Here is a 22,254-nt window from a genome sequence, read left to right on the forward strand (position 1 = left end):
GCGCCGGTCAAGCCTGTGCCGACATCGCCCCGGCGATTTTCGCCGCCAGTCGCGCATTGTTCATCACCAGCGCAATATTGGCGGCCAGCGACCGCCCCTGCGTCAGGTGGAAAATGCGGTCCAGCAGGAAGGGCGTGACCTGTTTGGCGGCAATACCCTGGGCCACGGCCTCGGTCAGGGCCTGTTCGACGACGGGGATCATTACCTCGCGCGGGATCTCGTCCTCTGCGGGGATGGGGTTGACCACCAGTTGCCCGCCCGGCAGGCCAAGCCCGGCGCGAATGGTCGCGGCCTGCGCGATTTGTGCGGGGTCATCCATGCGCAGCGGCGCGGCCAGCCCCGAATCGCGCGACCAGAAGGCGGGCAGGGCGTCCTGACCATGGGCGATGACCGGAACGCCAAGGGTTTCCAGCACCTCAAGCGTTTTGGGCAGGTCCAGAATGGCCTTGGCCCCCGCCGCCACCACCGTCACCGGGGTCAGTGCCAGTTCCTGCAAATCGGCCGAGATGTCAAAGCTGTCTTCGGCCCCGCGATGCACCCCGCCGATGCCGCCGGTGGCGAACACGCGGATGCCCGCCAGATGGGCACAGATCATCGTCGCGGCGACGGTGGTGGCACCGGTGCGGCCCATCGCCAGACAGGCGGCCAGATCGGCGCGCGACAGCTTCATCACCCGGTCCGATGGCGTCTGCGCCAGCGTTTCCATTTCCGCATCGCTTAACCCGACATGAATGCGCCCGTCCAGAATGGCGATGGTTGCGGGCACGGCGCCGCCATCGCGCAGGGTCTGTTCGACCTCGCGGGCCATGTCCCTGTTCTTGGGCCAGGGCATCCCGTGGGTGATGATGGTCGATTCCAGCGCCACCACCGGGCGACCGGCGTCAAGCGCCTGACGGACCTCGGGGGCGATGGTCAGGAAGGGGGTCAGATCGCGGCTCATTCGGGGTCCTTTCCAGAGACATGCAATGCGGCACAGCGGGCAGCGGCGTCCAGCGCCTGCGCCCGGTCGGCACCGCGGGTTTCGGCGGCCAGATGGGCGGCCAGAAAAGCGTCGCCAGCGCCGGTGACGCGGGCAATGGTGACGGCGGGGGGCTGGGTGGTCAGGGTGGGCCGGCCCGCCTGCGCATCGGCCACCAGCGCCGCGCCATCGGTGACGATGACACGCGGGGCGCCAAGGGCGGTTATGGCCTCGGCGGCGCGGGCCGCGTCGGGCAGGGGGCCGCCGGCCAGAACCTCGGCCTCGAACCGGTTCAGATAGAAACAGCCCCGCCCGGCGCGGATCAGCGGCATCAGCCGGTCCGCCTTGCCGGGGCTGGCGGGCACCACGCGCAGATCGGCCTGACCCAGTTCAGGCAGGGTGGCGATATGGGCCAGCAGGTCGGTAGTCAGGTTGCCGTCCAGCACCACCGCCCCGGTCCAGGGCTGCGCGGCATCGCCAAGCCGGCCGTCCAGCAGCGGCGACAGGATCGCGTCCCCGGCCATTTCCAGCGAATGCGCATCGGCAATCGCGGCGATCAGGCCGTGGGTGTCCTCGATCGCCATGTAACAATCGGTGGGCTGGCCGGTGTCGCGGGTCAGGTAATCGGTGCGCACGCCGTGGCTGGCGGCGGCAAGGCACAGGGCCTCGCCCTCGGCGTCGCGGCCCACGGCGGACAGGGTGGCGGGGTGCAGGCCGTGGCGCGACAGCGCAATGGCCACGTTCAGCGCCACGCCGCCCGGCTGGTGGCTGATGCGGCCGGGAATGTCGCGGTCGCGGCCCGCGGCCATCTGCACCGGGGATCGCCCGATCACGTCCCACAGCACCGCGCCGATGCACAGGATCAGGTCGCCGGGATGTTTGCTCATGGTGCGGTCTCCGGTGTCAGATGGGTGATCCCGGCGGCGGCGGCGCGCGCCAGGCCGGGGTCCAGCGACATGCTGATATATTCGCCGCGCCGCCAGCGTTCGGACAGATCGTCGTAATGGCGCGACAGCGGGTGGCCCGACTGGCCGGTCGAGGTGATGAACACCGAACTGTCAGGATCGGCAAGGTCATAAACACCGCGATAGCCCGCCCCCGTGACGCTTTGCCACGGATTGCCGCCATCGCCCGACAGCCCGCCCCGCGCCAGCGTGAAATCCCCGCCCGAGACCGATTGCGTCAGGTTCACCACCCAGCCCATGCCCGGCAGCCGCCCCAGCGCCGGGTGGATCTGGCGGGCCTGATGCATGTCCCCCCAGCGCCAGCTGGCCACATCGCCGCCGAACCGCGCCGTCAGATCGACAATCGCCGCGTCCAGCGCCTGACGGGCGATGGTGGTGCAATCCTCTTGCGGGGCCGATTGCACCACGTCGCACCACGCCGCAGCCCCGCCGGCATTGCGAAACACCCGGTCGATGAAATCGGGGTAAACGGCGGTGATATCATCGCTAAGCGGTCCCAGCTCGTCCCGGATCAGGCGGTTTTGCAGTTGCGCCATCCACGCGGCATAGATCAGCGGCTCGGGCAGGTGTTCGTTCATACTGCCGTCCCATTCGGCCAGCAGCGTCAGGGCCTGCTGGCGGCGGCGCTGGGGGGTGCCGGGGGCGGCGGGTTCGCCGGTGAACCACAGATTGGCCCCGACCAGCGGCAGCAGGCGGCGCGCGGCGGGGCTGATCGTGTCCAGCTGGGTGTCGATGAAACTGTCGCGGGAATGCACCTCGCGGCCTGACAGCAGACGGGTCAGCCGCGCCTCGGTCATGGCGCTGCCGGTCCCGGCGCGGACCGAGGCCACCATCTGCGGCAGCGCCGCAATCGCAGGCTGGGGCTGTGCGGCGGTGGTCAGGCCGGTCCAGGCCTCGGCCCGGTCGCGGGCGGGCACCGGCATCTGGCCGCGCACCCGGCTGGCGGGGTCGCGCTGCGGCACCGCGCCGGCCAGCAGCCGGGTCACGCCCTGCGCATCGGCCAGCCCGACCGACAGGGCCGGGGCGACCATCTGGTCCAGCGCCTGACGGGCCTGATCGGGGGTCTTGGCCCGCATCAGCCCGATCAGCGCCGACATAGATGTGTCCTGCACCGACAGCCCGGTCCAGCGCAGCGCCGCGACATGGCCCTGCGGCGTCACCGCCCGCAGCCCGAAATGCCCGCCCGGCAGCACCGGCCCGTCATCGGTTTCGCGCAGGGTGATGGACTGGCTGGCCTCGCCATCCACCGCGATGACCTCGGTCCGGGTGGTAAAGCGGCGCCAGCCCTGCGGCGCAAGATAGCTGTCGGGGGCGCCGGGCTGGACCTCGGTCATGGCGATGTCGGTATCGTCGATCCCGGCAGGGGTCAGGCCCCATGCCATGTCCTGACTGCGGCCCGACAGCACCGCCGGAATGCCCGGCACGGTCGCGCCGATAACCCCGCGCCCGTCGATCTGAAGCCGCGCCAGATAGAACAGCCCCGGCGCGGTCAGCCCCAGTTGCGGGTCATTGGCCAGCAACGCCCCGCCCGCCACCGTGCGATCGGCCGCCGCCGCCCACAAATTGCCGCCAATGCCATCGCCCGGCGCCAGCCAGCCCGCCAGCCGGTGCCAGCGGTCGGCGCGGCCAGTGGCCTGCGGGGCGGGAAAATGCAGATCGGGGAACAGGCTGGCATAGGCGGGCATCCGGGGCAGGGCGCCCTGTGCCATGACCTCGGGGCCGCGGGTGGGCAGGGCCAGCGACAGGCGGGCGCGCATGACCTCGTCGCGCAGCGCCGTGCTGGAACTTGCGGCCAGCAGCTTCAGCACGGCCAGCGAATCGGCGGGTTTCCAATAGGCAATGGCACCGGGATAGACAAAGAATTCCGGCGCCCCGCGCCCGCGCGCCCCCAGATTGACCTGCCGCACCCATTCATTCACCCCGGCGGCATAGGCATTCAGCGCCGCTTTCGTCGCCGCATCCTGCGCCGCGTACGAGGCATTGGCCCGCCGCGCCAGCCCCAGCCGCCGCGCCAGATCGTCCTGCGCATAGGCGCCGGGGCCGTAAACCTCGGCCAGCCTTCCCTGGGCGGCGCGGCGCATCATCAGCATCTGGAACAGCCGGTCCTGGGCGTGAACCAGCCCCAGCGCAAAGAAGGCGTCCTCGTTGCTGGTGGCAAAGATATGGGGGACGGCCTCGGTGCTGCGCACGATCTCGACCGGGGCGGTGATGCCGCTGACCGACAGATCGGCCTGATAATCGGGCAGCGATCGGGTGGCGAAATACCACACCAGCGTCACCGTCGCGATGGCCAGCACCATGGCGCCGATGGTCAGCCGCAGCATCCAGCGAAACAGGCTTAGCATGGGGTGGTCCTTTTGCGGCGCGGGCCGGGTGCGGCGCGGGTTGACGGCCCTGACGGGCGGTGAAAATCTTGGCCCGACTACTAGGGCAGCTGCGTCGCCAGATCAACGCGGCGCAGTGCAAACAGCGACGAAGGGGGACGCGCGGATGGCAAGGCTGGCATTTCTGGGACTGGGGGTGATGGGGTTTCCCATGGCCGGGCATCTGGCGGCGGCGGGGCACGGGGTAACGGTCTATAACCGCAGCCCCGGCAAGGCGCGGGACTGGGTCGCCCGGCATGGCGGCAGCGCCGCCGCCACCCCGCGCGCGGCGGTCGCGGGGGCGGAATTCGTCATGGCCTGCGTCGGCAATGACGATGACCTGCGCAGTGTGTGTCTGGGGCCGGATGGCGCCTTTGCCGGGCTGGAAACGGGCGCGGTCTTTGTCGATCACACCACGGTATCGGCGGCGGTGACGCGCGAACTGGCGGCGCTGGCCCGCCAGCAGGGGGCGGGATTTGTCGACGCCCCGGTCAGCGGCGGTCAGGCGGGGGCCGAAAACGGCCAGCTGTCGATCATGTGCGGCGGCGATCAGGGCGATTACGACCGCGCACAGCCGGTGATGGCGGCCTATGCCCGGATCTGCCGGCTGATGGGGCCATCGGGGGCGGGGCAACTGACCAAGATGTGCAACCAGATCGCCATTGCCGGGCTGGTTCAGGGCCTGTCGGAATCGCTGGCCTTTGCCGAACGCGCCGGGCTGGACATCACTGATGTGGTCGAGGTGATCAGTCAGGGCGCCGCCGGAAGCTGGCAGATGGTCAATCGCCACAAAACCATGGCCGTGGATCATTTCGACCACGGTTTCGCGGTCGACTGGATGCGCAAGGATCTGGCCATCTGTCTGGCCGCCGCCGAGGAAAACGGCGCCAGCCTGCCGGTCACGGCGCTGGTGGATCAGTTCTATAAGGATGTGCAGGCGATGGGCGGCGGGCGCTGGGATACCTCGTCCCTTATCCGGCGTTTGCGGCGCGGCGCCGCTTAGGCGCGGCCTTCGCGGCGCGCCGGGGTCACTGTCGCGCGGCGTGGCGGGCCAGCAGGGCGATGCCGGCGGGAATATCCTCGCTGGCGATGGACCCATAGCCAAGGCGGAAATGCCGGCAGATCTGGGGCGGGTTTTCAAAGAACACATCGCCCGGTTCGATCAGCACCCCGTCGCGGGCAAGGCTGGCGGCCAATGCGCGGCTGTCGGGGCCGCCGGGGGCCTCGACCCACAGGCTGGACCCGCCCTGCTGTGCCGCGCCAGCCACCCGCAGCGGCGTTTGCGCCAGCGCCTGTTCCATCGCCGCGCGCCGCCGCGACAGCGCCTGACGCAGCCGCACCACATGCGCATCGTAATGCCCCAGCGCCAGAAAATAGGCGGTGATGCGTTGCAGGTGGCTGGGGGCGTGGCGCAGGATGATGGCCCGCAATTCGCGGGCGCGGGCGATGAACGGCGCCGGGGCGACCATGTATCCGATCCGCAGCCCCGGAAACAGCGATTTCGAGAAGCTGCCCAGATAGATCACCCGCCCCGACCGGTCCAGCGACTTGAGCGAGGGCGCCGGCGGCGCCAGATAGGACATCTCGAAATCGTAATCATCCTCGATGATCAGAAAACCGTCGCGTTCGGCGCGCCCCAGCAGGGCGTGGCGCCGGGCCAGCGGCATGGTGGCGCCGGTGGGGATATTGTGGCTGGGGGTGGTAAAGACCAGCCGCGTCTGCCGGGGCAAATCGTCCGGGTCCAGCCCGTGTTCGTCGACGCGGGCGAAATGGATGGGGCAGCCGGTGCCGCGCAGGGCCTCGGCGAAATCGGGATACCCGGGGTCCTCGGTCGCGGCCAGCCGGTCGGGGGCGGTCAGCAGCTGGGTGGCGATATACAGCGCGTTCTGCGCCCCCAGCGTGACCAGCACCTGATCGGGGCTGGCCTGAATGCCCCGGCGCGGCAAGCTGTTCGAGATGATGTAATCGACCAGCATCGGGTCGTCCTGACCGTGCTGATCGGCGGCAAGGCTGCCAAAGTCGCGTGTGCCAAGCGCGCGGCGGGCGCAGTCGCGCCAGGCATTGTGGTTGAACAGCCGCGCATCGGCCTGACCAAAGATGAATGGCCAGCGGTAATCGCGCCAGTTCGCGGGTTTGCGAATCACCCGGCGGCGGCCGGGGCGGTGGTCCAGCCAGTCGCCCCAGTCGGGACCATCGCGCGACGGCGCGGTGCTGCGCGGGGCGGCTGTGGGGATGCGGCGGTTGGGCATACTGTCGGCCACCACGAAACCCGACCGCGCCAGCGGCTGAAGATAGCCCTGCGCCGCCAGTTCCTGATAAACCAGCGTCACCGTCATCCGTGAAATGCCCAATTGATCGGCAAGTGCCCGCGTAGAGGGCAGTCGTGTCCCCGGCCGCGCCCGGCTGCGCAGCAGCGCGTCGACAATGGCAAATGAAAGTCGAACCTGAAGTGTTTGCTGCTTGTCATCAGCCAGATGGATTGCCTCAATCGACAGGCGCGTGGCCGGGAAATCGGGGGCGACAAAGTGACGCTGCGACATCTGGACCTATACTCGGCTGAAACTGGACATAGGGCGGTTGTCACAAATCCTGCAAGCTTCGTCCATGCCCGGTTAACGGGACGCGGAAACATAACCGACAGGGAGACGAAAAATGGGTTACATTTCAAAGGCGCTGCGTGGCGTTGCAATGGCCTCGGCGCTGGCGGTGCTGCCTTTTGCCGTGCAGGCGAAAGAATTCCGCATCGCGGTGGGCGATGGCGCCGGCGGCACGCAAGAGGCCCTTGGCAAGGCCTTTGTCGCCGCGCTTGAGGCACAGACCGGCGGCCAGCACACGGCCAAGCTGTTCCTGAACGGCCAGCTGGGCGATGAACAGGACACCGTCAACAATGCCTCTATGGGGACGCTGGATTTCTCGATTCTGGCGATCAACAACATCACCCCGTTTTCGCCCACCGTCGGCGTGCTGACGCTGCCCTATGTGATCATGTCGCAAGAGGATGCCGAAAAGATCACCCAGGGCGAGATCGGTCAAAAGCTGATCGACCAGACGGTCGAGGATGCCGGTGTGCGCATTATCGGCTGGGGCTATTCCGGGTTCCGGGTGCTGACCAACTCGAAACGGCCGGTCACATCGGTGGATGACCTGAAGGGGCTGGTGATCCGGGTGCCCAAGAACGAAATCATGATCGAGACCTATAAGGCATGGGGTATCAACCCGACGCCGATGGCCTGGGGTGAAACCTTTGCCGCGCTTCAGCAAAAGGTCGTGGACGGGCAGGACAACCCCTATATGACCGTCTATGCGATGAAGTTCGACGAGGTGCAGAAATATGTCACCAATCTGCGCTATATCTTCTCGATCGAGCCGCTGGTGATCTCGGAAAGCCTGTTCGAAAGCCTGTCTGACGCGGAAAAGGAACAGGTGCTGGCCGCCGGCAAAGAGGCCACGCAGGCATCGGCCGCCTTCCTGCGCGCCGAGGAAGCCAAGATCAAGGATGAACTGGCCAAACGCGGGATGGAGATTTCCGACCCCGCCGATGGTGAAAAGCACTTCATCGACCTTGCCACCGCGCAGGTCTGGCCGAAATTCGTCGACATGGTCGGCGGCAAGGACGAGCTGAACACCGTCCTGGGCGAATTGGGCCGTCCCGCCATCGAATAAGCGCCGGACGATCCAAGACCTGCCCGGACGCGCAGCCACCTCTCTCTCCGACGCGTCCGGGCATCCCACTTCCCCTTCCTTTCCCTTTTCACCCCCTTTCGGAGGCCGGTTCATGCCGTCCCTGTGGTTCCATCTGGACAAGCTGGAAAGCTATATCTGCCGGGCATTGCTGGCGGTATTTGTCAGCCTGCTGTTCGTGCAGATCGTCGCGCGCCAGATCTTTGGCTTCTCGATCACCTGGATTGAGGAATTGTCGGTGATCCTGTTCGTCTGGTTTGCCTATTTCGGTGCCTCTTACGCGGCACGGATGGCGGCGCATAACCGCGTCACCTTTCACCTGAACATGATGCCGCGCCGCGTCGCGCGCATGGTCGAGGCGGTGGGCGATGCCTTCTGGGTCGGCTTTAACGCCGTGTTCATCTGGTATGCGGTGGATTTCCTGTCGCGCCTGAAACCCTTTGTCAAAGCCCAGACGCTGGGCTGGCCGATGAAATATGTCATGCTGGTGCTGCCCATCGCCTTTGTGCTGATGACCATCCGCGTGTTGCAGGTCAATTACATGAAGCTGGTGATGGGCATCGACCCGCGCGACCCCGACCGGGTCGAGGTCGATGACATGACCCGCCTTGCCCAGGAAGAAAACGACGCATTTCAGCGGGGGAACCGGTGATGGACAGCCTGTTGGTCGAAATCCTGTTTGGCAGCTTTCTGTTGCTGATGGTGCTGGGGGCGCCGATCACCGTGGCGCTGGGTGTGGCCTCGCTGGCGGCGATGTATTATCTGGGCGACAACCCGATCAAGATGGTGCAGATGGCATGGTCCTCGGTCGGGTCGTTCCCGCTGATGGCGCTGCCCTCGTTCATCCTTGCCGGCGCCCTGATGGAGGCCGCGGGCCTGTCGCGGCGGCTGATCGCGGTGGCCGAAAGCCTGGCCGGGCCGTTTACCGGCGGGCTGTCGGCGGCAACGGTTATGGCCTGCCTGTTCTTTGGTGCGATCTCTGGCTCGGGTCCGGCGACGACGGCGGCGGTCGGGATGCTGATGGTGCCGGCGATGGTGCGGGCCGGTTATGGCGGCGGCTATGCCGCGGCGGTGACGGCGGCAGCAGGCGGATTGGGTATTATCATACCGCCGTCCATTCCCATGGTCATCTATGGCATCTCGGCCATGGGCATCACCCCGCCGCCCGCTGCCATTGAACAGTTCGGTCCTTTCCAGTCGGTGTCGATTTCCAAGCTGTTCGTGGCGGGTTTTCTGCCGGGCTGCATCATGGCGGGCGGGCTGTTGGCGATGAATTACATCCGCTGCCGGATGCGCGGCTTTCACGGCACTGATGAACCGCTGTCGCTGGCCAAAATCGCCGATGCCTGTTTCCACGGCTTCTGGGCACTGATGGCGCCGGTGGTGATCCTGGGCGGTATTTACACCGGCCTGTTCACCCCGACCGAGGCCGCCATCGTCGCGATTTTTTACACCCTGTTTGTCGGTATCGTGATCTATCGCGAACTGAACCTGTCGATGGTGGTGCAGGCGCTGGAAACCACCACCTGGCTGGCCGGGCGGGTGCTGCTGGTGCTGTTTGCCGCCACCATCTTTGGCCGCATTCTGGTGGAAAACAATATTCCCGGCGTCATCGCGGGGGGCGTGCTGGGGCTGACCGATAACCTGTATGTCATCTGGGCCATCGTGATCGGGCTGTTGCTGGTGGTGGGCATGTTCATGGAAACGCTGGCGGCGATCATGATCCTTGTGCCGGTGATGCTGCCCGTTGCCTATCACATGGGCATTGACCCGATCCATTTCGGTATCGTGATGATCTGCACCCTGTCTGTCGGCTTTCAGACGCCGCCTTTGGGGGAAAACCTGTTCATCGCCTCGGGGATTTCGGGGATTTCGATTGAACGCATCAGCCTGCGCGCGCTGCCCTTCGCCGCCGCCAGTGTCACCGCCATCTTCATCATCGCCATCTTCCCCGAGATCAGCCTGTGGCTGCCCCGGCTGATGGGTTACTGACCGAAAGGGCCGCAAGATGATCCCGAAAATCAACACGTTACTGTATGCGACCGATCTGTCGAATACCTCGGTCCATGCTTTCCGCTATGCCATGGGGCTGGCGCAATCGCTGGATGCGCGGCTGCATCTGCTGCATGTGATGGAACCGCTGTCGGACGAGGCGCGGATGACGGTGCAGCTGTTCATCCAGAACCCGCGCCAGCGCGAAGAGGCCTTAAGCCGCCGCCGCGAGGCCGTGCAGGCCATGCTTGAGGACCGTCAGGAAAAATTCTGGGCCGCGCTGAACGGCCAGTCCGCCGCGCTGCGCGACCGGGTCGGGGAGGTCGAGGTGATCGAGGGCTTCCCGGCGGAAGAGATCCTGAAACGCGCCGACAGCCTGCCCGCCGACATGATCCTGATGGGCAGCCACCATCAGGGCATTGCCCACACCTTTCTGGGACTGGTCGCCAAGCGCGTCCTGCGCCGCGCCCGCGTGCCGGTGCTGATCGTCCCCTATGCCGAACATCGTTAAGACAAAGGACCGACCCGATGACCAAGACTTTGACTGCCGACGACCTGCGCGCCACGTTTGACGCCTTTAACCGCCACGATCTCGACGGGGTGATGACCCATTTCGCGGATGACTGCGTGTTCTTCACCGTTGCCGGCGATCATGAATATGGCAACCGCATCGAGGGGAAAGCCGCCATTGCCAGGGCGTTCGAGGGCGTCTGGACCGCCATGCCCGACGTGCAATGGGCCGATCACAGCCATTTCCTGTCCGAGGATGGCAGCCGGGGCGTCAGCCAGTGGACCTTCCGCGCCACCAACCCCGACGGCACCCGGACCGAGGTGCAGGGCGTCGACCTGTTCCGCATCCGCGACGGCCAGATCGTCGAGAAACAGGCGATCCGCAAACAGCGCCCCAATATCGCCAAATGACAGGGGAATGCGATGCAGAAAATAGACCTGAAACACGGCAACGCGCCCTTTGATCCGTTCTATGACCCGATGACGTCGCGGTCGATCGGGCCGGGCAGCGATTACGCCCCGACCTATTGGATCGGCACCGCCGGTCCGGCCCCGGCCGATGACGGTCCGGTGCAGGCCGATATGGATGTGGATGTGGCGGTGATCGGCTCGGGCTATACCGGGCTGTCCTGCGCCATCCATCTGGCCAAGATGCACGGCATCAAGGCCACCGTGCTGGAGGCCAACGGCGTTGCCTATGGCTGTTCGACCCGCAATGGCGGGCAGGCCCAGATCAGCGCCGGGCGGTTAAAGCGCAGCCAGTGGATCGCGCGCTGGGGGCTGGATGTCGCCCGCGGGATGCACGCCGAAGTGACCGAGGCGTTCGACCTGTTCCGCGGCCTGATCCGCGATCATGCCATCGACTGTGAACCGCAGGATGGCGGGCATTATTACATCGCTCATCGCGCCGCGCTTATGCCCGCGCTGGAGGCCGAGGCCGCCTTGCTGCGCGACCAGTTCGGTTACGGCGCGCGGATGCTGTCGCGCGGGGAATTGCATGACAGCGTGGTCCGCGATCAGGAAGCCCATGGCGCCATGTGGGAACCCGACGGTGTTGGCATCCACGCGGCCAAACTGGCATTCGGTTACCTTCGGGTGGCGCGGGAACTGGGGGCGACGGTGCATCCCGACAGCCCGGTGCAGGGCTGGGACTACCGCGACGGGGCGCATTACCTGCGCACGCCGGGCGGCACGGTGCGCGCGCGGCGGGTGGCGGTGGCCACGGCGGCTTATGCGCCGCGCGGGCTGCACCCGCGGCTGCGCGACCGGCTGATGCCGATCATGTCGAACAGCATCGTCACCCGCGTGCTGACCGATGATGAACTGGCGGCGGTGGGTATTCAGCAACGATCGCCGCTGACCGACACGCGCACCCTGCGGCATTATTACCGGCTGCTGCCCGATAACCGCCTGCAAATCGGCAGCCGCGCCGCGATTACCGGGCGCGACGCCGCCAACCCCGCGCATCTGAACGGCCTGCGCGAGGGGATGGCCCGCAAATTCCCCGCCCTGCGCGGCATTGCGCTGGATTACAGCTGGTGGGGCTGGGTCGATGTCAGCCACGACATGATGCCGCGCATCACCGGCCTGCCGGACCTTCCGGGCGCGTTCTATGCGCTGGGATATGGCGGCAATGGCGTCATGTATTCGGCCATGGCGGGGCGGCGTATGGCGCAACTGGTTGCGGGGGAAACCGTCCCCGACCTGCCGATCTTCAACACCGAATTGCCGCATGAGGGCTGGAAAACCCCGTTCCGGCGGCTGGGGCAATGGGGCCTCTATCATCTTTACCACTATCGCGACGAACGTCCTTAACGAGGGAGTGACACCATGAAAATGACCACCGAAGAAGCCTTTGTGAAAGTGCTTCAGATGCACGGGATTGATCAGGCTTTCGGAATTATCGGTTCGGCCATGATGCCGGTGTCCGACCTGTTCCCCAAGGCGGGGATTCAGTTCTGGGACTGTGCGCATGAAACCAATGCCGGGATGATGGCCGATGGCTTTACCCGCGCCACCGGCAAGATGTCGATGGCGATTGCGCAGAACGGTCCCGGCGTGACCGGCTTTGTGACGCCGATCAAGACCGCCTATTGGAACCACACGCCGCTGTTGCTGGTCACCCCGCAGGCCGCCAACAAGACCATCGGTCAGGGCGGCTTCCAGGAGATGGAGCAGATGCGCCTGTTCGCGGATTCGGTCTGTTACCAGGAGGAGGTCCGCGACGCCTCGCGCATCCCCGAGGTGCTGAACCGCGTCATCATGCAGGCCTGGCGCAACAGCGCGCCCGCGCAGATCAACATTCCGCGCGATATGTGGACGCAGGTGATCGACGTTGACCTGCCCCAGATCGTGGCCTTCGAACGCCCCGCCGGCGGCGAAAAGGCCGTGTCCGAGGCCGCCAAACTGTTGTCCGGGGCCAAATTCCCCGTCATCCTGTCGGGTGCGGGCGTGGTGTTGTCGGGTGCCATCCCTGACCTGATCGCGCTGGCCGAGCGTCTGGATGCGCCGGTCTGTTCCAACTATCAGCACAATGACAGCTTCCCCGGCTCGCACCCGCTGGCCATGGGGCCGCTGGGGTATAACGGCAGCAAGGCGGGGATGGAGATGATCGCCAAGGCCGATGTTGTGCTGGCGCTGGGGACGCGGCTGAACCCGTTCTCGACCCTGCCGGGATATGGCATCGACTACTGGCCCCGGGATGCGAAGATCATTCAGGTCGACATCAATGCCGACCGTATCGGGCTGACCAAGAAGGTCAGCGTGGGCATTCAGGGCGATGCGGCCAAGGTCGCGCGCGGTATTCTGGCGCAACTGTCCGACACGGCGGGCGATGCAGGGCGGCAGGACCGCAAGGATCTGGTGGCGCAAAGCAAGTCGCGTTGGGCGCAGGAATTGTCCAGCCTTGACCACGAACAGGATGACCCCGGCACCGTCTGGAACGAGGACGCCCGGTCGCGCGATGCCGACCTGATGTCGCCCCGTCAGGCATGGCGTGCCATCACCGCCGCGGTTCCCAAAGACGCCATTATCAGCAGCGATATCGGCAATAACTGTGCCATCGGCAATGCCTATCCCAGCTTTGAAGCCGGGCGGAAATATCTGGCGCCGGGGCTGTTCGGGCCGTGCGGTTACGGCTTTCCGGCGATCCTTGGCGCCAAGATCGGTTGCCCGGACGTGCCGGTGATCGGCTTTGCCGGGGATGGCGCCTTCGGGATTTCGATGAACGAAATGACCGCTTGCGGGCGCGACGACTGGCCGCCGATCACCATGGTGATTTTCCGCAACTATCAGTGGGGCGCGGAAAAGCGCAACACGACGCTGTGGTATGATAATAACTTCGTCGGCACCGAACTGGACCGCGATACCTCTTATGCTGCCATCGCAAAGGCCTGTGGCGCGCATGGGGTTCAGGTGCGGTCCGCGCAGGATCTGACGGATGAATTGCACAAGGCCGTCGAACGGCAGATGAAAAACGGCGAGACCACCTTTATCGAGGTGCTGCTGAATCAGGAACTGGGCGAGCCGTTCCGCCGTGACGCGATGAAGAAACCGGTCGTCGTGGCCGGGATCGACGCCGCCGATATGCGCCCGCAAAAGGGCGTTCAGTAACCCCGGCGCGGCCCCGTCATGGGGCCGTGTCACCGGGCCGGCGCGCGCTGTCGCGCCGGTCATCCCCGATTGCCGGATATGATGATGACCAAGCTGATCCCATCCGCCCGCGTCTTGCAGGACGCTTTTCCGGGCTTTGCCGTGTCGGTCCTTGTGGCGGCCACGGCGCAATTTCTGTCAGAACATTATGGCGCGCCCGCGATGCTGTTGGCGCTGCTTCTGGGGCTGGCGCTGAATTTCCTGGCCGAGGACGGCACCCGCACCGCGCCCGGCGTGGCCATCACCGCGCGCAGCGTGCTGCGCATCGGGGTGGCACTGCTGGGGGCGCGGATCAGCGTCGATATGCTGGCCGATCTGGGGGCGGCGTCTGTCGCGCTGGTGGTGGCAGGGGTGGTGGCGACCATCCTGTTCGCGCTGTTGCTGGGGCGGCTGGCCGGGCGGTCATGGGATTTCGCCCTGCTGACCGGCGGGTCGGTGGCGATCTGTGGCGCATCCGCCGCGATGGCGATTGCCGCCGTGCTGCCCAAACACGAAAAATCGGAACGCGATCTGGTCTTTACCGTGCTGTCGGTGACGGTGCTGTCGACGGTGGCGATGGTGGTCTATCCGATGCTGTCCAACGCCTTTGGGTTCACAGCGCGCGATTCTGGCGTGTTTCTGGGCGGCACCATCCACGATGTCGCACAGGTTGTCGGCGCGGGCTTTTCCATCGGTCCCGAAACCGGCGAGACCGCGACACTGGTCAAGCTGATCCGGGTGTCGATGCTGGCGCCGGTTGTGCTGACCTTTTCGCTGGTGATCCGGGCGCGCGGTCTGGCCGATCAGGTTGGCGGCAAACGTCCGCCGCTGTTGCCGGGTTTTGTCATCGGCTTTCTGGTGCTGGCGGCGCTGAATTCGGCCGGGGTGATCCCGGCAGGGCTGGCCGATTTCGCCGGCACCTTGTCGCGGTGGGCGCTGCTGATCGCGATTGCGGCGGTGGGGATCAAGACCTCGCTGCAAAAGATGCTGGCGGTGGGCGGTGGCGCGATTGCGCTGCTGGTGGCTGAAACGGTTTTTCTGGGCGTCTTTGTCGTCGCCGGTCTGCATCTTCTGGGGTAAGCGATGAAACCGCTGGATCGTATTTTCGAGGCCGCCCGCGCCGCCAACCGCCATATCATCCTGCCCGAGGGCGATGACCCCCGCATCCGCGCCGCGGCGGAACAGGCCGTGGCGCGCGGGCTGGCGCGGATCACGCTGATGGGCGGGCAGGCGCCGGGCTGTGACACCATTGCCCCCGCTGACGCGCCCGATCTGGACGCGCTGGCCGATGCCTATGCCGAATTGCGCCGCGCCAGGGGGGTGACGGCGGAACAGGCGCGGGCGACCATGCGCGACCCGATTGCGCAGGCCGCGATGCGGGTGCGGCTGGGGCAGGCCGATGGAACGGTGGGCGGCGCGGTGGCGACCACCGCCGATACCGTGCGCGCGGCGCTGCAAATCATCGGGCGCGCGCCGGATGCGGGCATTGTGTCCAGCTTTTTCCTGATGCTGTCCTGCGGTCAGGATGCGCCGTTCAGGGGCGGCATGATCTTTGCCGATTGCGGGCTGGTGATCGACCCGGACGCAGCCGGGCTGGCCGATATCGCGCTGTCGGCGGCGCAGTCCTGCCGTCAGCTGCTGGCCGAGGAACCGCGCGTGGCGCTGTTATCCTTTTCCACGGCGGGGTCGGCCGACCATCCCAGCCTGCACAAGATCCGTGCCGCGCTGGATCTGGTGCGCAGCCGCGCGCCCGATCTGGAAATCGACGGGGAAATTCAGGTCGACGCCGCGCTGGATGATGCGATCCGGGCAAAGAAGGCCCCCGGCAGCCGGTTGTCGGGGCGGCCCAATGTGTTCATCTTCCCGGATCTGGCCTCGGGCAATATCGGCTACAAGATCGCGCAGCGGCTGGGGGGTGTCACCGCCATCGGCCCGGTTTTGCAGGGGCTGGCCCTGCCGGCGAATGACCTGTCGCGCGGGTGCAGCAGCGATGACGTGATCGCCGCCATCGCGGTCACGGCGGTGCAGGCGGGTTAAGCCCCGCCCGCCGCCACCCGCCGCGCCGAGTGCCTGCGGTTCAGCGTCAGCCGCAGGGCAAAGGCGGCAAGGAACATCGCCGTCAGCACCAGAATGATCGTCGCCGCGGGCGAGCTGTCGAGGAAAAAGCTGAGGTAACAGCCCGACACCGTCGCGGTCACACAGACCAGCACCGCCACCCACAGCATCCGGGTAAAGCGGCGCACCAGCAGAAAGGCAATCGCCCCCGGCGCGATCAGCAGCCCCACCGCCAGCACCAGCCCGACCGAGGACAGCGTGGCCACGATGGTCAGCGACAGGATGGTCAGCAACCCGTAATGCAACAGCCCCACCGGCAAGCCACAGGCCTTGGCCTGTGCCGGGTCAAAGGCGTGCAGCAGCCAGTCCTTCCATTTCAGCACCAGCAACCCGGTGACAATGGCCGAGATCGCCCCCGCCTGCCACAGGTCGTCAGGGTTGATCCCCAGCATGTTGCCAAACAGGATGTGGTCCAGATGCACATTGGTGTGGATGCCGATATACAGCGTCAGCCCAACGGCAAACATGCCCGAAAACACCACCCCCATCACCGTGTCCTGCTTGATACGGCTGTTCTGGGCCAGAAACCCCGTGGACAGGGCACAGACCATCCCGGCCCCAAAGGCCCCGATCAGCAGCGGAATCCCGAAGATATAGGCCAGCACCACACCGGGCAGGATGGCATGGCTGACCGCATCGCCCATCAGCGCCCATCCTTTCAGCACCAGAAAGCAGGACAAAAGCGCGGTCGGCACCGAAATGATCAGCGCGATCAGAAAGGCGTTCTGCATAAAGCCAAAGCCGAACGGGGCCAGCAGCGTGTCGATCATGGCGTGACCTCCGGCTGGGGGTGTGGCGGGCCCTCGCGCAGCGCCGCGCGGGCCTTGCGCCGCGCCGCCAACAGCCCGTGTTTCGGTGCCAGCACAAAGACCGCCAGAAAGATCAGCGTTTGCAGGGTGACGATAATGCCGCCTGTCGCCCCGTTCAGGAAATAGCTGATATAGGCCCCGGTAAAGCTGGTCAGCGTGCCGATGCTGACCGCGGTGATGATCAGTCGCGGAAAGCGGTCGCACAGCAGATAGGCCGTCGCCCCCGGCGTCACCACCATGGCGATGACCAGAAACGCCCCCACCGTCTGCATCGCCGCGACGACGCAGGCCGACAGCAGGGTAAAGAACACGACTTTCAGCAGGCCGGGCCGCAGCCCGATGCTGCGGGCGTGGCTTTCGTCGAAAAACACCGCCAGCAGGTCGCGCCATTTTGCCAGCAGCACCGCCAGCGAGACAAAGCCGATAATCGCCAGTTGCAGCGTATCACCCGGCGAGATGGCCAGAATATTGCCCATGGTGATGGTTTCGATGCTGACCGACATCGGGTTGACCGAGGCCACGAACAGCCCCAGCCCGAAGAACGAGGTAAAGATCAGCCCGATCACCACATCGGTTTTCAGCCCCGACCGGTCTGACAAAAGCAGCATCGACCCCGCCGCCAGCCCCCCGGCAACAAACGCGCCAAGCGCGAAGGGCAGCCCCAGCACCCAGGCAAAGGCCACCCCCGGCACCACCGAATGCGACAGCGCGTCACCGATCAGCGACCAGCCCTTCAGCATCAGGTAACAGGACAGGAAAGCACAGACCCCGCCAACCAGCGCCGAGACCCACATCGCATTGACCATATAGCCATAGCCGAACGGTTCCAGCAGACAGGTCATCACGATTGCCCCTGCCGACGCAGCTTTTCGTCGTAATGAACCAGCGGGCGTTCGTCATCGGTCAGGATGGTAACGGCGCGCGGGTCGCTGTCGTCATGCAGGTCCGGCCCGGCCAGCGTAAACTGGCGCAACACGCCGCCAAAGGCGCGTTCCAGATTGTCGCGGGTAAAGGTGGTTTCGGTCGGGCCATGGGCCAGCACGGTGCCCTTGACCAGCACCGTGCGGTCGCAAAATTCGGGGACCGAGCCAAGGTTGTGGGTCGAAACCAGCATCACCCGGCCCTCGTCGCGCAGGTCGCGCAGCAGGGCGATGATCTGTTCCTCGGTCTTGACATCGACACCGGTGAAAGGTTCGTCCAGCAGGATTACCCGCCCGTCCTGCGCCAGCGCACGGGCCAGAAACACGCGCTTGCGCTGGCCGCCCGACAGCTCGCCAATCTGGCGGTGGCGGAAATCCAGCATATTGACGCGGGCCAGCGCCTGCGTCACCGCCTGATGGTCGGCGGGGCGGGGCCGGCGCAGCCAGCCCATATGGCCATAGCGGCCCATCATCACCACGTCCTCGACCAGCACCGGGAAGGACCAGTCGACCTCCTCGGCCTGGGGGACATAGGCGATCAGGTTGCGTTTCAGCGCCTGCGGCACGGTCAGACCCAGAACCCGGATCTGCCCGGCCGCCGCCGGAAGAAAGCCCATGATCGCCTTGAACAGCGTCGATTTGCCCGCCCCGTTGACCCCGACCAGCGCGGTGATTGTGCCGCGCGGAATGGCAAAGCTGGCGTGCCACAGGGCTGTGTGGCCGTTGCGATAGGTGACGGTGACGTCCTGCACCGCAAGACCGTCTGACTGGCTGACCTCGTCGGGGCTGGCGTGGCTGTGGGCTGATGTCATCGTCTGTCCTCTCATTATTTCGCGTTTCCGGTCAGCCCTTTGGCCACCGTTTCCGAGGTCACGCGCAGCAGGTCCAGATAGGTCGGCACCGGCCCGTCAGCGGCAGACAGCGAATCGACATACAGCTCGCCGCCATAGGCTGCGCCGGTCTCGCGCGCGACCTGTTTGGCGGGGGCGGTGTTGACCGTGCTTTCGCAGAACACGACGGGGATGTGATGTTCCTTCACACCATCCACCACCTTGCGCACCTGTTGCGGGGTGCCGGTCTGGTCGGCGTTGATCGGCCACAGATACAGTTCATGCATCTTGAAGTCGCGCGCAAGATAGCTGAACGCCCCTTCACAGCTGACCAGCCAGCGCTGGTCGTCGGGGATCGCCATGACCGCATCGCGCAGCGGCCCGACAGTGTCGCGGATCTGGTCCTTATAGGCCTGGGCATTGGCTTTGTAGGTGTCGGCATTATCCGGGTCGTGTTGGGCGAAGGCCTTTTCGATATTGTCGATATAGATCAGCGCCGTGTCCAGCCCCATCCACGCATGGGGGTTGGGTTCACCCTCATAGCTGCCTTCGGCGATCGGAATCGGGGTGATGCCATCCGACAGCGTGACCGAGGGCACATCCCCCAGCTGGCGCAGGAACTGGTCGAACCACAGCTCAAGGTTCATGCCGTTGCGCAGGATCAGGTCGGCATCCTTGCCGCGCACGATGTCTTGCGGCGTCGGCTCGTATCCGTGGATCTCGGCGCCCGGTTTGGTGATGGACACCACCTCGGCCTTGTCGCCCGCCACATGGCTGGCCATGTCCGCGATCACGGTAAAGGTGGTGGCGACTTTCATCTTGTCGCCATCGGCGGCAAGGGCGGTGCTGGCCAGCAGCGTGGCAAGGCCGGTCAACCCGGCAATGGCAAGGTGATTGATGGTCATGGCAAATGGTCCTTCGGTTTGGGCGGATCTTTGCGCAAATAAGAACCATTCTCAAATTCATTGCAAGTGAGAATTGTTCGCATTCTTGTGCCGGGGTGAAAAACCTGTATTTTGGCAGCCATGACACAAGGCGAATTGTCGGCACGCGCCGAAAACATGCTGCGCCAGGCTGGCTTGCGGGTGACCCGCCAGCGGCTTGCGATCACCGAGGTTCTGTTGCGGGCCGCGGACCACCCCGATGCCGAGCAGGTGCTGGCGCGGGCGCGGGCGGTTGATTCCAGCGTCTCGCAGGCCACGACCTATCGCACGCTGTCGGCGCTGGCCGACAAGGGCCTGCTGCGCAGCCACATGTTCAGCAATGGCGCGACGCGGTTCGAATCACAGGCCCGCCCGCATCACGACCACATTATCGACACCGACAGCGGCCATGTGATCGAGTTTCTGTCCCCCGAGATCGAGCGCCTGCAACGCGAAATCGCCGCCGCCCATGGCTATGAGATCATCGACCACCGGCTGGAACTGTATTGCCGCAAAATCGCCGCCCCGTCAGACGACTGAACGGACGCGCGATGGCGCTGCGGGTCAGGGCGGTGGTCGCGAAAGCGCCGTTGCGATATGTCTAAGGCTTTGATTTTTGGGTAATGTGGCAGCCCGTAGGTGTTTCAAATGGCTTTGAATTCAAACGGATTTCCTAGCGGTATACCATGCGGGATACCATAAAATCCCCAGCAGATTTCTGGCCGTTCTTAGAAGGGAATGTCGGCCTCCTGCTCCTTGCTATCGCCGTTCTGGACGCAGCAAGTCTGCGCTGATTGAACTCTTTGCTCGGCAACACTTGCCTCGTGCAGACGCCGCGCCTTCTCCCGCTTCTGACGGATGGAGTTCATTTCGCTGGACAGCTTTTGTCCGCGCGTTGTCGATGAGCCGACGATGGCTTTTATACCACCGAGATGCGATAGGAGCCGTGTCGCACTTGAATCCACTTCTTCGAACGTCTGGGAAGCTTTGAACTCGGCCCAAAGTTCTTTTGAACGCACTTCAATCCGTTTGGGAACGATGAGGTTTGCACCGACCACACCGACGCCTGTGATGAACACCGGGCGATTTCCCGTCTGACTGCGCAACTTGTGTGACCGCAGCCCGCATTGTGCAACAATGCCCCGCACGTCCGAAATGAATTGACCCGAAATTCGCGGTCCAGAGATCGTCAGATCATCCACCCAAACTGTATAGCCGAGCCCATCATCATCGCAACGATCCGCTATCAGATTGAACATCGGACGGTGGACGATTGACGCTAGGACAGGCGTCAAAGGTGAGCCGAAGCAGGCACGGTCATCCGCAGTAGCTAAATGTGCGATCAGCCCGGCGACATCAGTCTGTAGTCCAAACTGTGCCATGAGAGAATTCCGTATCATTTGCCGGGTGGTGGAAGGGTAGAATTGCTTGAGATCAAGCGTCAGATACTGCGCCGCTTCCAGATGCGCCGCTGCGTTGTCGCGTTGCGCGCGCCCCTTTCGAGGACTCATCAAGTAACTCGGCTGAACAATCTTGGACAAATGAAATTTCAGTCGTTCATGGACTGCGCGAAGTCGTCCCTCTGGATAGACAAGATCGCGGGTCTTGCCGTTGGCTTCAATGGTGCGGCGAACCAAAAACTGTTCTTTGTATCGTGGTGTCGCCAGAGTGTTCAGATCGGTTTTTGTCTCTCTGACGAGCGTAGCCAAATCGTGTTGCGAGGGGTTCTGCGCGAGTGGCGACCGTTCCAGCGGATACCTCTCGCCGACCTTCTTTTCAGATCGCTTCCGCATCCGCCGTCTCGGTCGGTTTTAGCCTTCTCAAGACACGCAAGGCGGCGTCGGCGACAATCAATCTGCCTTTCCTAACCGGGCCATGCCCTTCGATTTCCTCCGCGAAAAACATGAGTTGGGATTTCTTTACACCGAGCGCTACGGCGTAACGGTCAAGAGTTTCCAACGTTACGGATTTGGTTCCACGCTCGATTTCCGAGACCATAGCCTGAGACATACCCAGTGCATTTGCCATTTCGGTCTGCGAAAAACCCCAATACATGCGGGCCAATGCGAGCGCTTCGTTTATTGTCGGTATCTTTTTGTCAGCCATCGTTCTTCCTGAGGGCTGTAAAGGGGTCATCGTTCACTCCCACCAAGACATCAACAGGTCCAAAACCCGAAAGATGGTGACGACGATGACCCAAAGGTATCGCCGCCGAGACGGTTGTTTGCGATGCCGCCGCTGGCGACGAACTTTCTTCTCTCGCATTTTTTCTGCTCCTCAGTTCCGACCAACAGAAGCGTTGGTCCCCGTAGGAACTTACCTTCAGAAGAAGGTGAGCATTGCGATCAGCGACGTTTGACCCCTTCCATGCCGCGCCCGGTCCCGGGCGGGCGCGGCGCGCTGCCACGGTCCAGCCAGAGACGCAGATGCTGATCGAAGGCACTGAGCCTTCACAGGGCCTCTGGCCCCAGCCTTTGTCGGGTTCTGCACATGCAAGGTTCATCACACGTTAAGACATAGGACTGTCTCGCGTCGTGCGCAAGTAATTTATCGCTCAT

Annotated in this window: 21 protein-coding genes; 11 read left to right on the forward strand and 10 right to left on the reverse strand. The window is 64.8% G+C overall.

Annotation, left to right across the window (positions count from 1 at the left end; translation table 11 throughout):
* Positions 1-7 precede the first annotated feature (7 nt).
* From ACFXP9_RS01345 to ACFXP9_RS01355, 3 genes are read right to left on the reverse strand one after another with little or no spacing between them, the layout of a single operon-like run.
* Positions 8-940, reverse strand: coding sequence for a pseudouridine-5'-phosphate glycosidase (locus ACFXP9_RS01345; RefSeq protein WP_397207948.1), 933 nt, complete (start codon positions 938-940; stop codon positions 8-10).
* Positions 937-1,845: a PfkB family carbohydrate kinase gene (locus ACFXP9_RS01350; protein ID WP_397207950.1), complete on the reverse strand. Its 909-nt coding sequence runs from the start codon at positions 1,843-1,845 to the stop codon at positions 937-939. Before ACFXP9_RS01350 ends, ACFXP9_RS01345 begins: the two co-directional genes overlap by 4 nt.
* Positions 1,842-4,268 carry a penicillin acylase family protein gene (locus ACFXP9_RS01355; protein ID WP_397207952.1) on the reverse strand — a complete coding sequence of 809 codons (2,427 nt, stop codon included), beginning with the start codon at positions 4,266-4,268 and terminating at the stop codon, positions 1,842-1,844. The genes ACFXP9_RS01350 and ACFXP9_RS01355 overlap by 4 nt, the downstream gene beginning before the upstream one ends.
* A 145-nt stretch (positions 4,269-4,413) precedes the next feature.
* Here ACFXP9_RS01355 and ACFXP9_RS01360 point away from each other — a divergent pair, with 145 nt between their 5' ends.
* Positions 4,414-5,289, forward strand: coding sequence for an NAD(P)-dependent oxidoreductase (locus ACFXP9_RS01360; RefSeq protein ID WP_397207954.1), 876 nt, complete (start codon positions 4,414-4,416; stop codon positions 5,287-5,289).
* 25 nt (positions 5,290-5,314) lie between these two features.
* Here ACFXP9_RS01360 and pdxR read toward each other — a convergent pair whose 3' ends face one another.
* Positions 5,315-6,826, reverse strand: coding sequence for a MocR-like pyridoxine biosynthesis transcription factor PdxR (pdxR, locus tag ACFXP9_RS01365; RefSeq protein WP_397207956.1), 1,512 nt, complete (start codon positions 6,824-6,826; stop codon positions 5,315-5,317).
* Between the two features lie 112 nt (positions 6,827-6,938).
* On the opposite strand from pdxR, the gene ACFXP9_RS01370 reads away from it, so the two are divergent.
* The 9 genes from ACFXP9_RS01370 to pta all read left to right on the forward strand — a co-directional run bounded on the left by ACFXP9_RS01370 (position 6,939) and on the right by pta (position 16,136).
* Complete coding sequence (locus ACFXP9_RS01370) at positions 6,939-7,949, forward strand: TRAP transporter substrate-binding protein (protein WP_397207958.1); 1,011 nt, start codon at positions 6,939-6,941, stop codon at positions 7,947-7,949.
* A gap of 112 nt (positions 7,950-8,061) precedes the next feature.
* Positions 8,062-8,619, forward strand: a complete 558-nt coding sequence (locus ACFXP9_RS01375; protein WP_397207960.1) for a TRAP transporter small permease — start codon at positions 8,062-8,064, stop codon at positions 8,617-8,619.
* Positions 8,619-9,959 carry a TRAP transporter large permease gene (locus ACFXP9_RS01380; RefSeq protein WP_397207962.1) on the forward strand — a complete coding sequence of 447 codons (1,341 nt, stop codon included), beginning with the start codon at positions 8,619-8,621 and terminating at the stop codon, positions 9,957-9,959. The genes ACFXP9_RS01375 and ACFXP9_RS01380 overlap by 1 nt, the downstream gene beginning before the upstream one ends.
* Positions 9,960-9,975: 16 nt before the next feature.
* Positions 9,976-10,470, forward strand: coding sequence for a universal stress protein (locus ACFXP9_RS01385; RefSeq protein ID WP_397207964.1), 495 nt, complete (start codon positions 9,976-9,978; stop codon positions 10,468-10,470).
* A gap of 17 nt (positions 10,471-10,487) precedes the next feature.
* Entirely contained in the window at positions 10,488-10,880 is a 393-nt protein-coding gene (locus ACFXP9_RS01390) for a nuclear transport factor 2 family protein (protein WP_397207966.1), read from the forward strand.
* Positions 10,881-10,892: 12 nt separating this feature from the next.
* A complete protein-coding gene (locus ACFXP9_RS01395) occupies positions 10,893-12,284 on the forward strand; it encodes an NAD(P)/FAD-dependent oxidoreductase (RefSeq protein ID WP_397207968.1) in 1,392 nt (463 codons plus the stop codon).
* Between the two features lie 15 nt (positions 12,285-12,299).
* Positions 12,300-14,081, forward strand: a complete 1,782-nt coding sequence (xsc, locus tag ACFXP9_RS01400) for a sulfoacetaldehyde acetyltransferase (RefSeq protein ID WP_397207970.1) — start codon at positions 12,300-12,302, stop codon at positions 14,079-14,081.
* Positions 14,082-14,162: 81 nt separating this feature from the next.
* Entirely contained in the window at positions 14,163-15,179 is a 1,017-nt protein-coding gene (locus tag ACFXP9_RS01405) for a YeiH family protein (protein ID WP_397208179.1), read from the forward strand.
* Positions 15,180-15,182: 3 nt separating this feature from the next.
* The gene (pta, locus tag ACFXP9_RS01410; RefSeq protein WP_397207972.1) at positions 15,183-16,136 is read left to right on the forward strand and encodes a phosphate acetyltransferase; all 954 of its coding nucleotides are present in this window, start codon (positions 15,183-15,185) and stop codon (positions 16,134-16,136) included.
* Here the strand turns inward: pta and ACFXP9_RS01415 are convergent.
* Genes ACFXP9_RS01415 through ACFXP9_RS01430 form a run of 4 tightly spaced genes read right to left on the reverse strand, consistent with a single transcriptional unit; the run spans position 16,133 to position 19,678 of the window.
* Entirely contained in the window at positions 16,133-16,984 is an 852-nt protein-coding gene (locus ACFXP9_RS01415) for a metal ABC transporter permease (protein ID WP_397207973.1), read from the reverse strand. The genes pta and ACFXP9_RS01415 overlap by 4 nt on opposite strands.
* The gene (locus ACFXP9_RS01420) at positions 16,981-17,865 is read right to left on the reverse strand and encodes a metal ABC transporter permease (RefSeq protein ID WP_397207975.1); all 885 of its coding nucleotides are present in this window, start codon (positions 17,863-17,865) and stop codon (positions 16,981-16,983) included. Before ACFXP9_RS01420 ends, ACFXP9_RS01415 begins: the two co-directional genes overlap by 4 nt.
* Positions 17,865-18,755, reverse strand: coding sequence for a manganese/iron ABC transporter ATP-binding protein (locus ACFXP9_RS01425; protein WP_397207977.1), 891 nt, complete (start codon positions 18,753-18,755; stop codon positions 17,865-17,867). The genes ACFXP9_RS01420 and ACFXP9_RS01425 overlap by 1 nt, the downstream gene beginning before the upstream one ends.
* 14 nt (positions 18,756-18,769) lie before the next feature.
* Positions 18,770-19,678 (reverse strand): metal ABC transporter substrate-binding protein, encoded by a 909-nt coding sequence (locus ACFXP9_RS01430; RefSeq protein ID WP_397207979.1) that lies wholly within the window; start codon positions 19,676-19,678, stop codon positions 18,770-18,772.
* Positions 19,679-19,798: 120 nt separating this feature from the next.
* Here ACFXP9_RS01430 and ACFXP9_RS01435 point away from each other — a divergent pair, with 120 nt between their 5' ends.
* Positions 19,799-20,236 (forward strand): Fur family transcriptional regulator, encoded by a 438-nt coding sequence (locus ACFXP9_RS01435; protein WP_397207981.1) that lies wholly within the window; start codon positions 19,799-19,801, stop codon positions 20,234-20,236.
* Between the two features lie 188 nt (positions 20,237-20,424).
* Here ACFXP9_RS01435 and ACFXP9_RS01440 read toward each other — a convergent pair whose 3' ends face one another.
* Positions 20,425-21,489, reverse strand: a complete 1,065-nt coding sequence (locus ACFXP9_RS01440; RefSeq protein WP_397207983.1) for a reverse transcriptase family protein — start codon at positions 21,487-21,489, stop codon at positions 20,425-20,427.
* Positions 21,473-21,802 (reverse strand): helix-turn-helix domain-containing protein, encoded by a 330-nt coding sequence (locus ACFXP9_RS01445; protein WP_166130674.1) that lies wholly within the window; start codon positions 21,800-21,802, stop codon positions 21,473-21,475. The genes ACFXP9_RS01440 and ACFXP9_RS01445 overlap by 17 nt, the downstream gene beginning before the upstream one ends.
* Positions 21,803-22,254: the final 452 nt, after the last annotated feature.

The organism is Paracoccus jiaweipingae (assembly GCF_044335505.1).
In the GTDB taxonomy this organism is placed as follows: Bacteria; Pseudomonadota; Alphaproteobacteria; order Rhodobacterales; family Rhodobacteraceae; genus Paracoccus.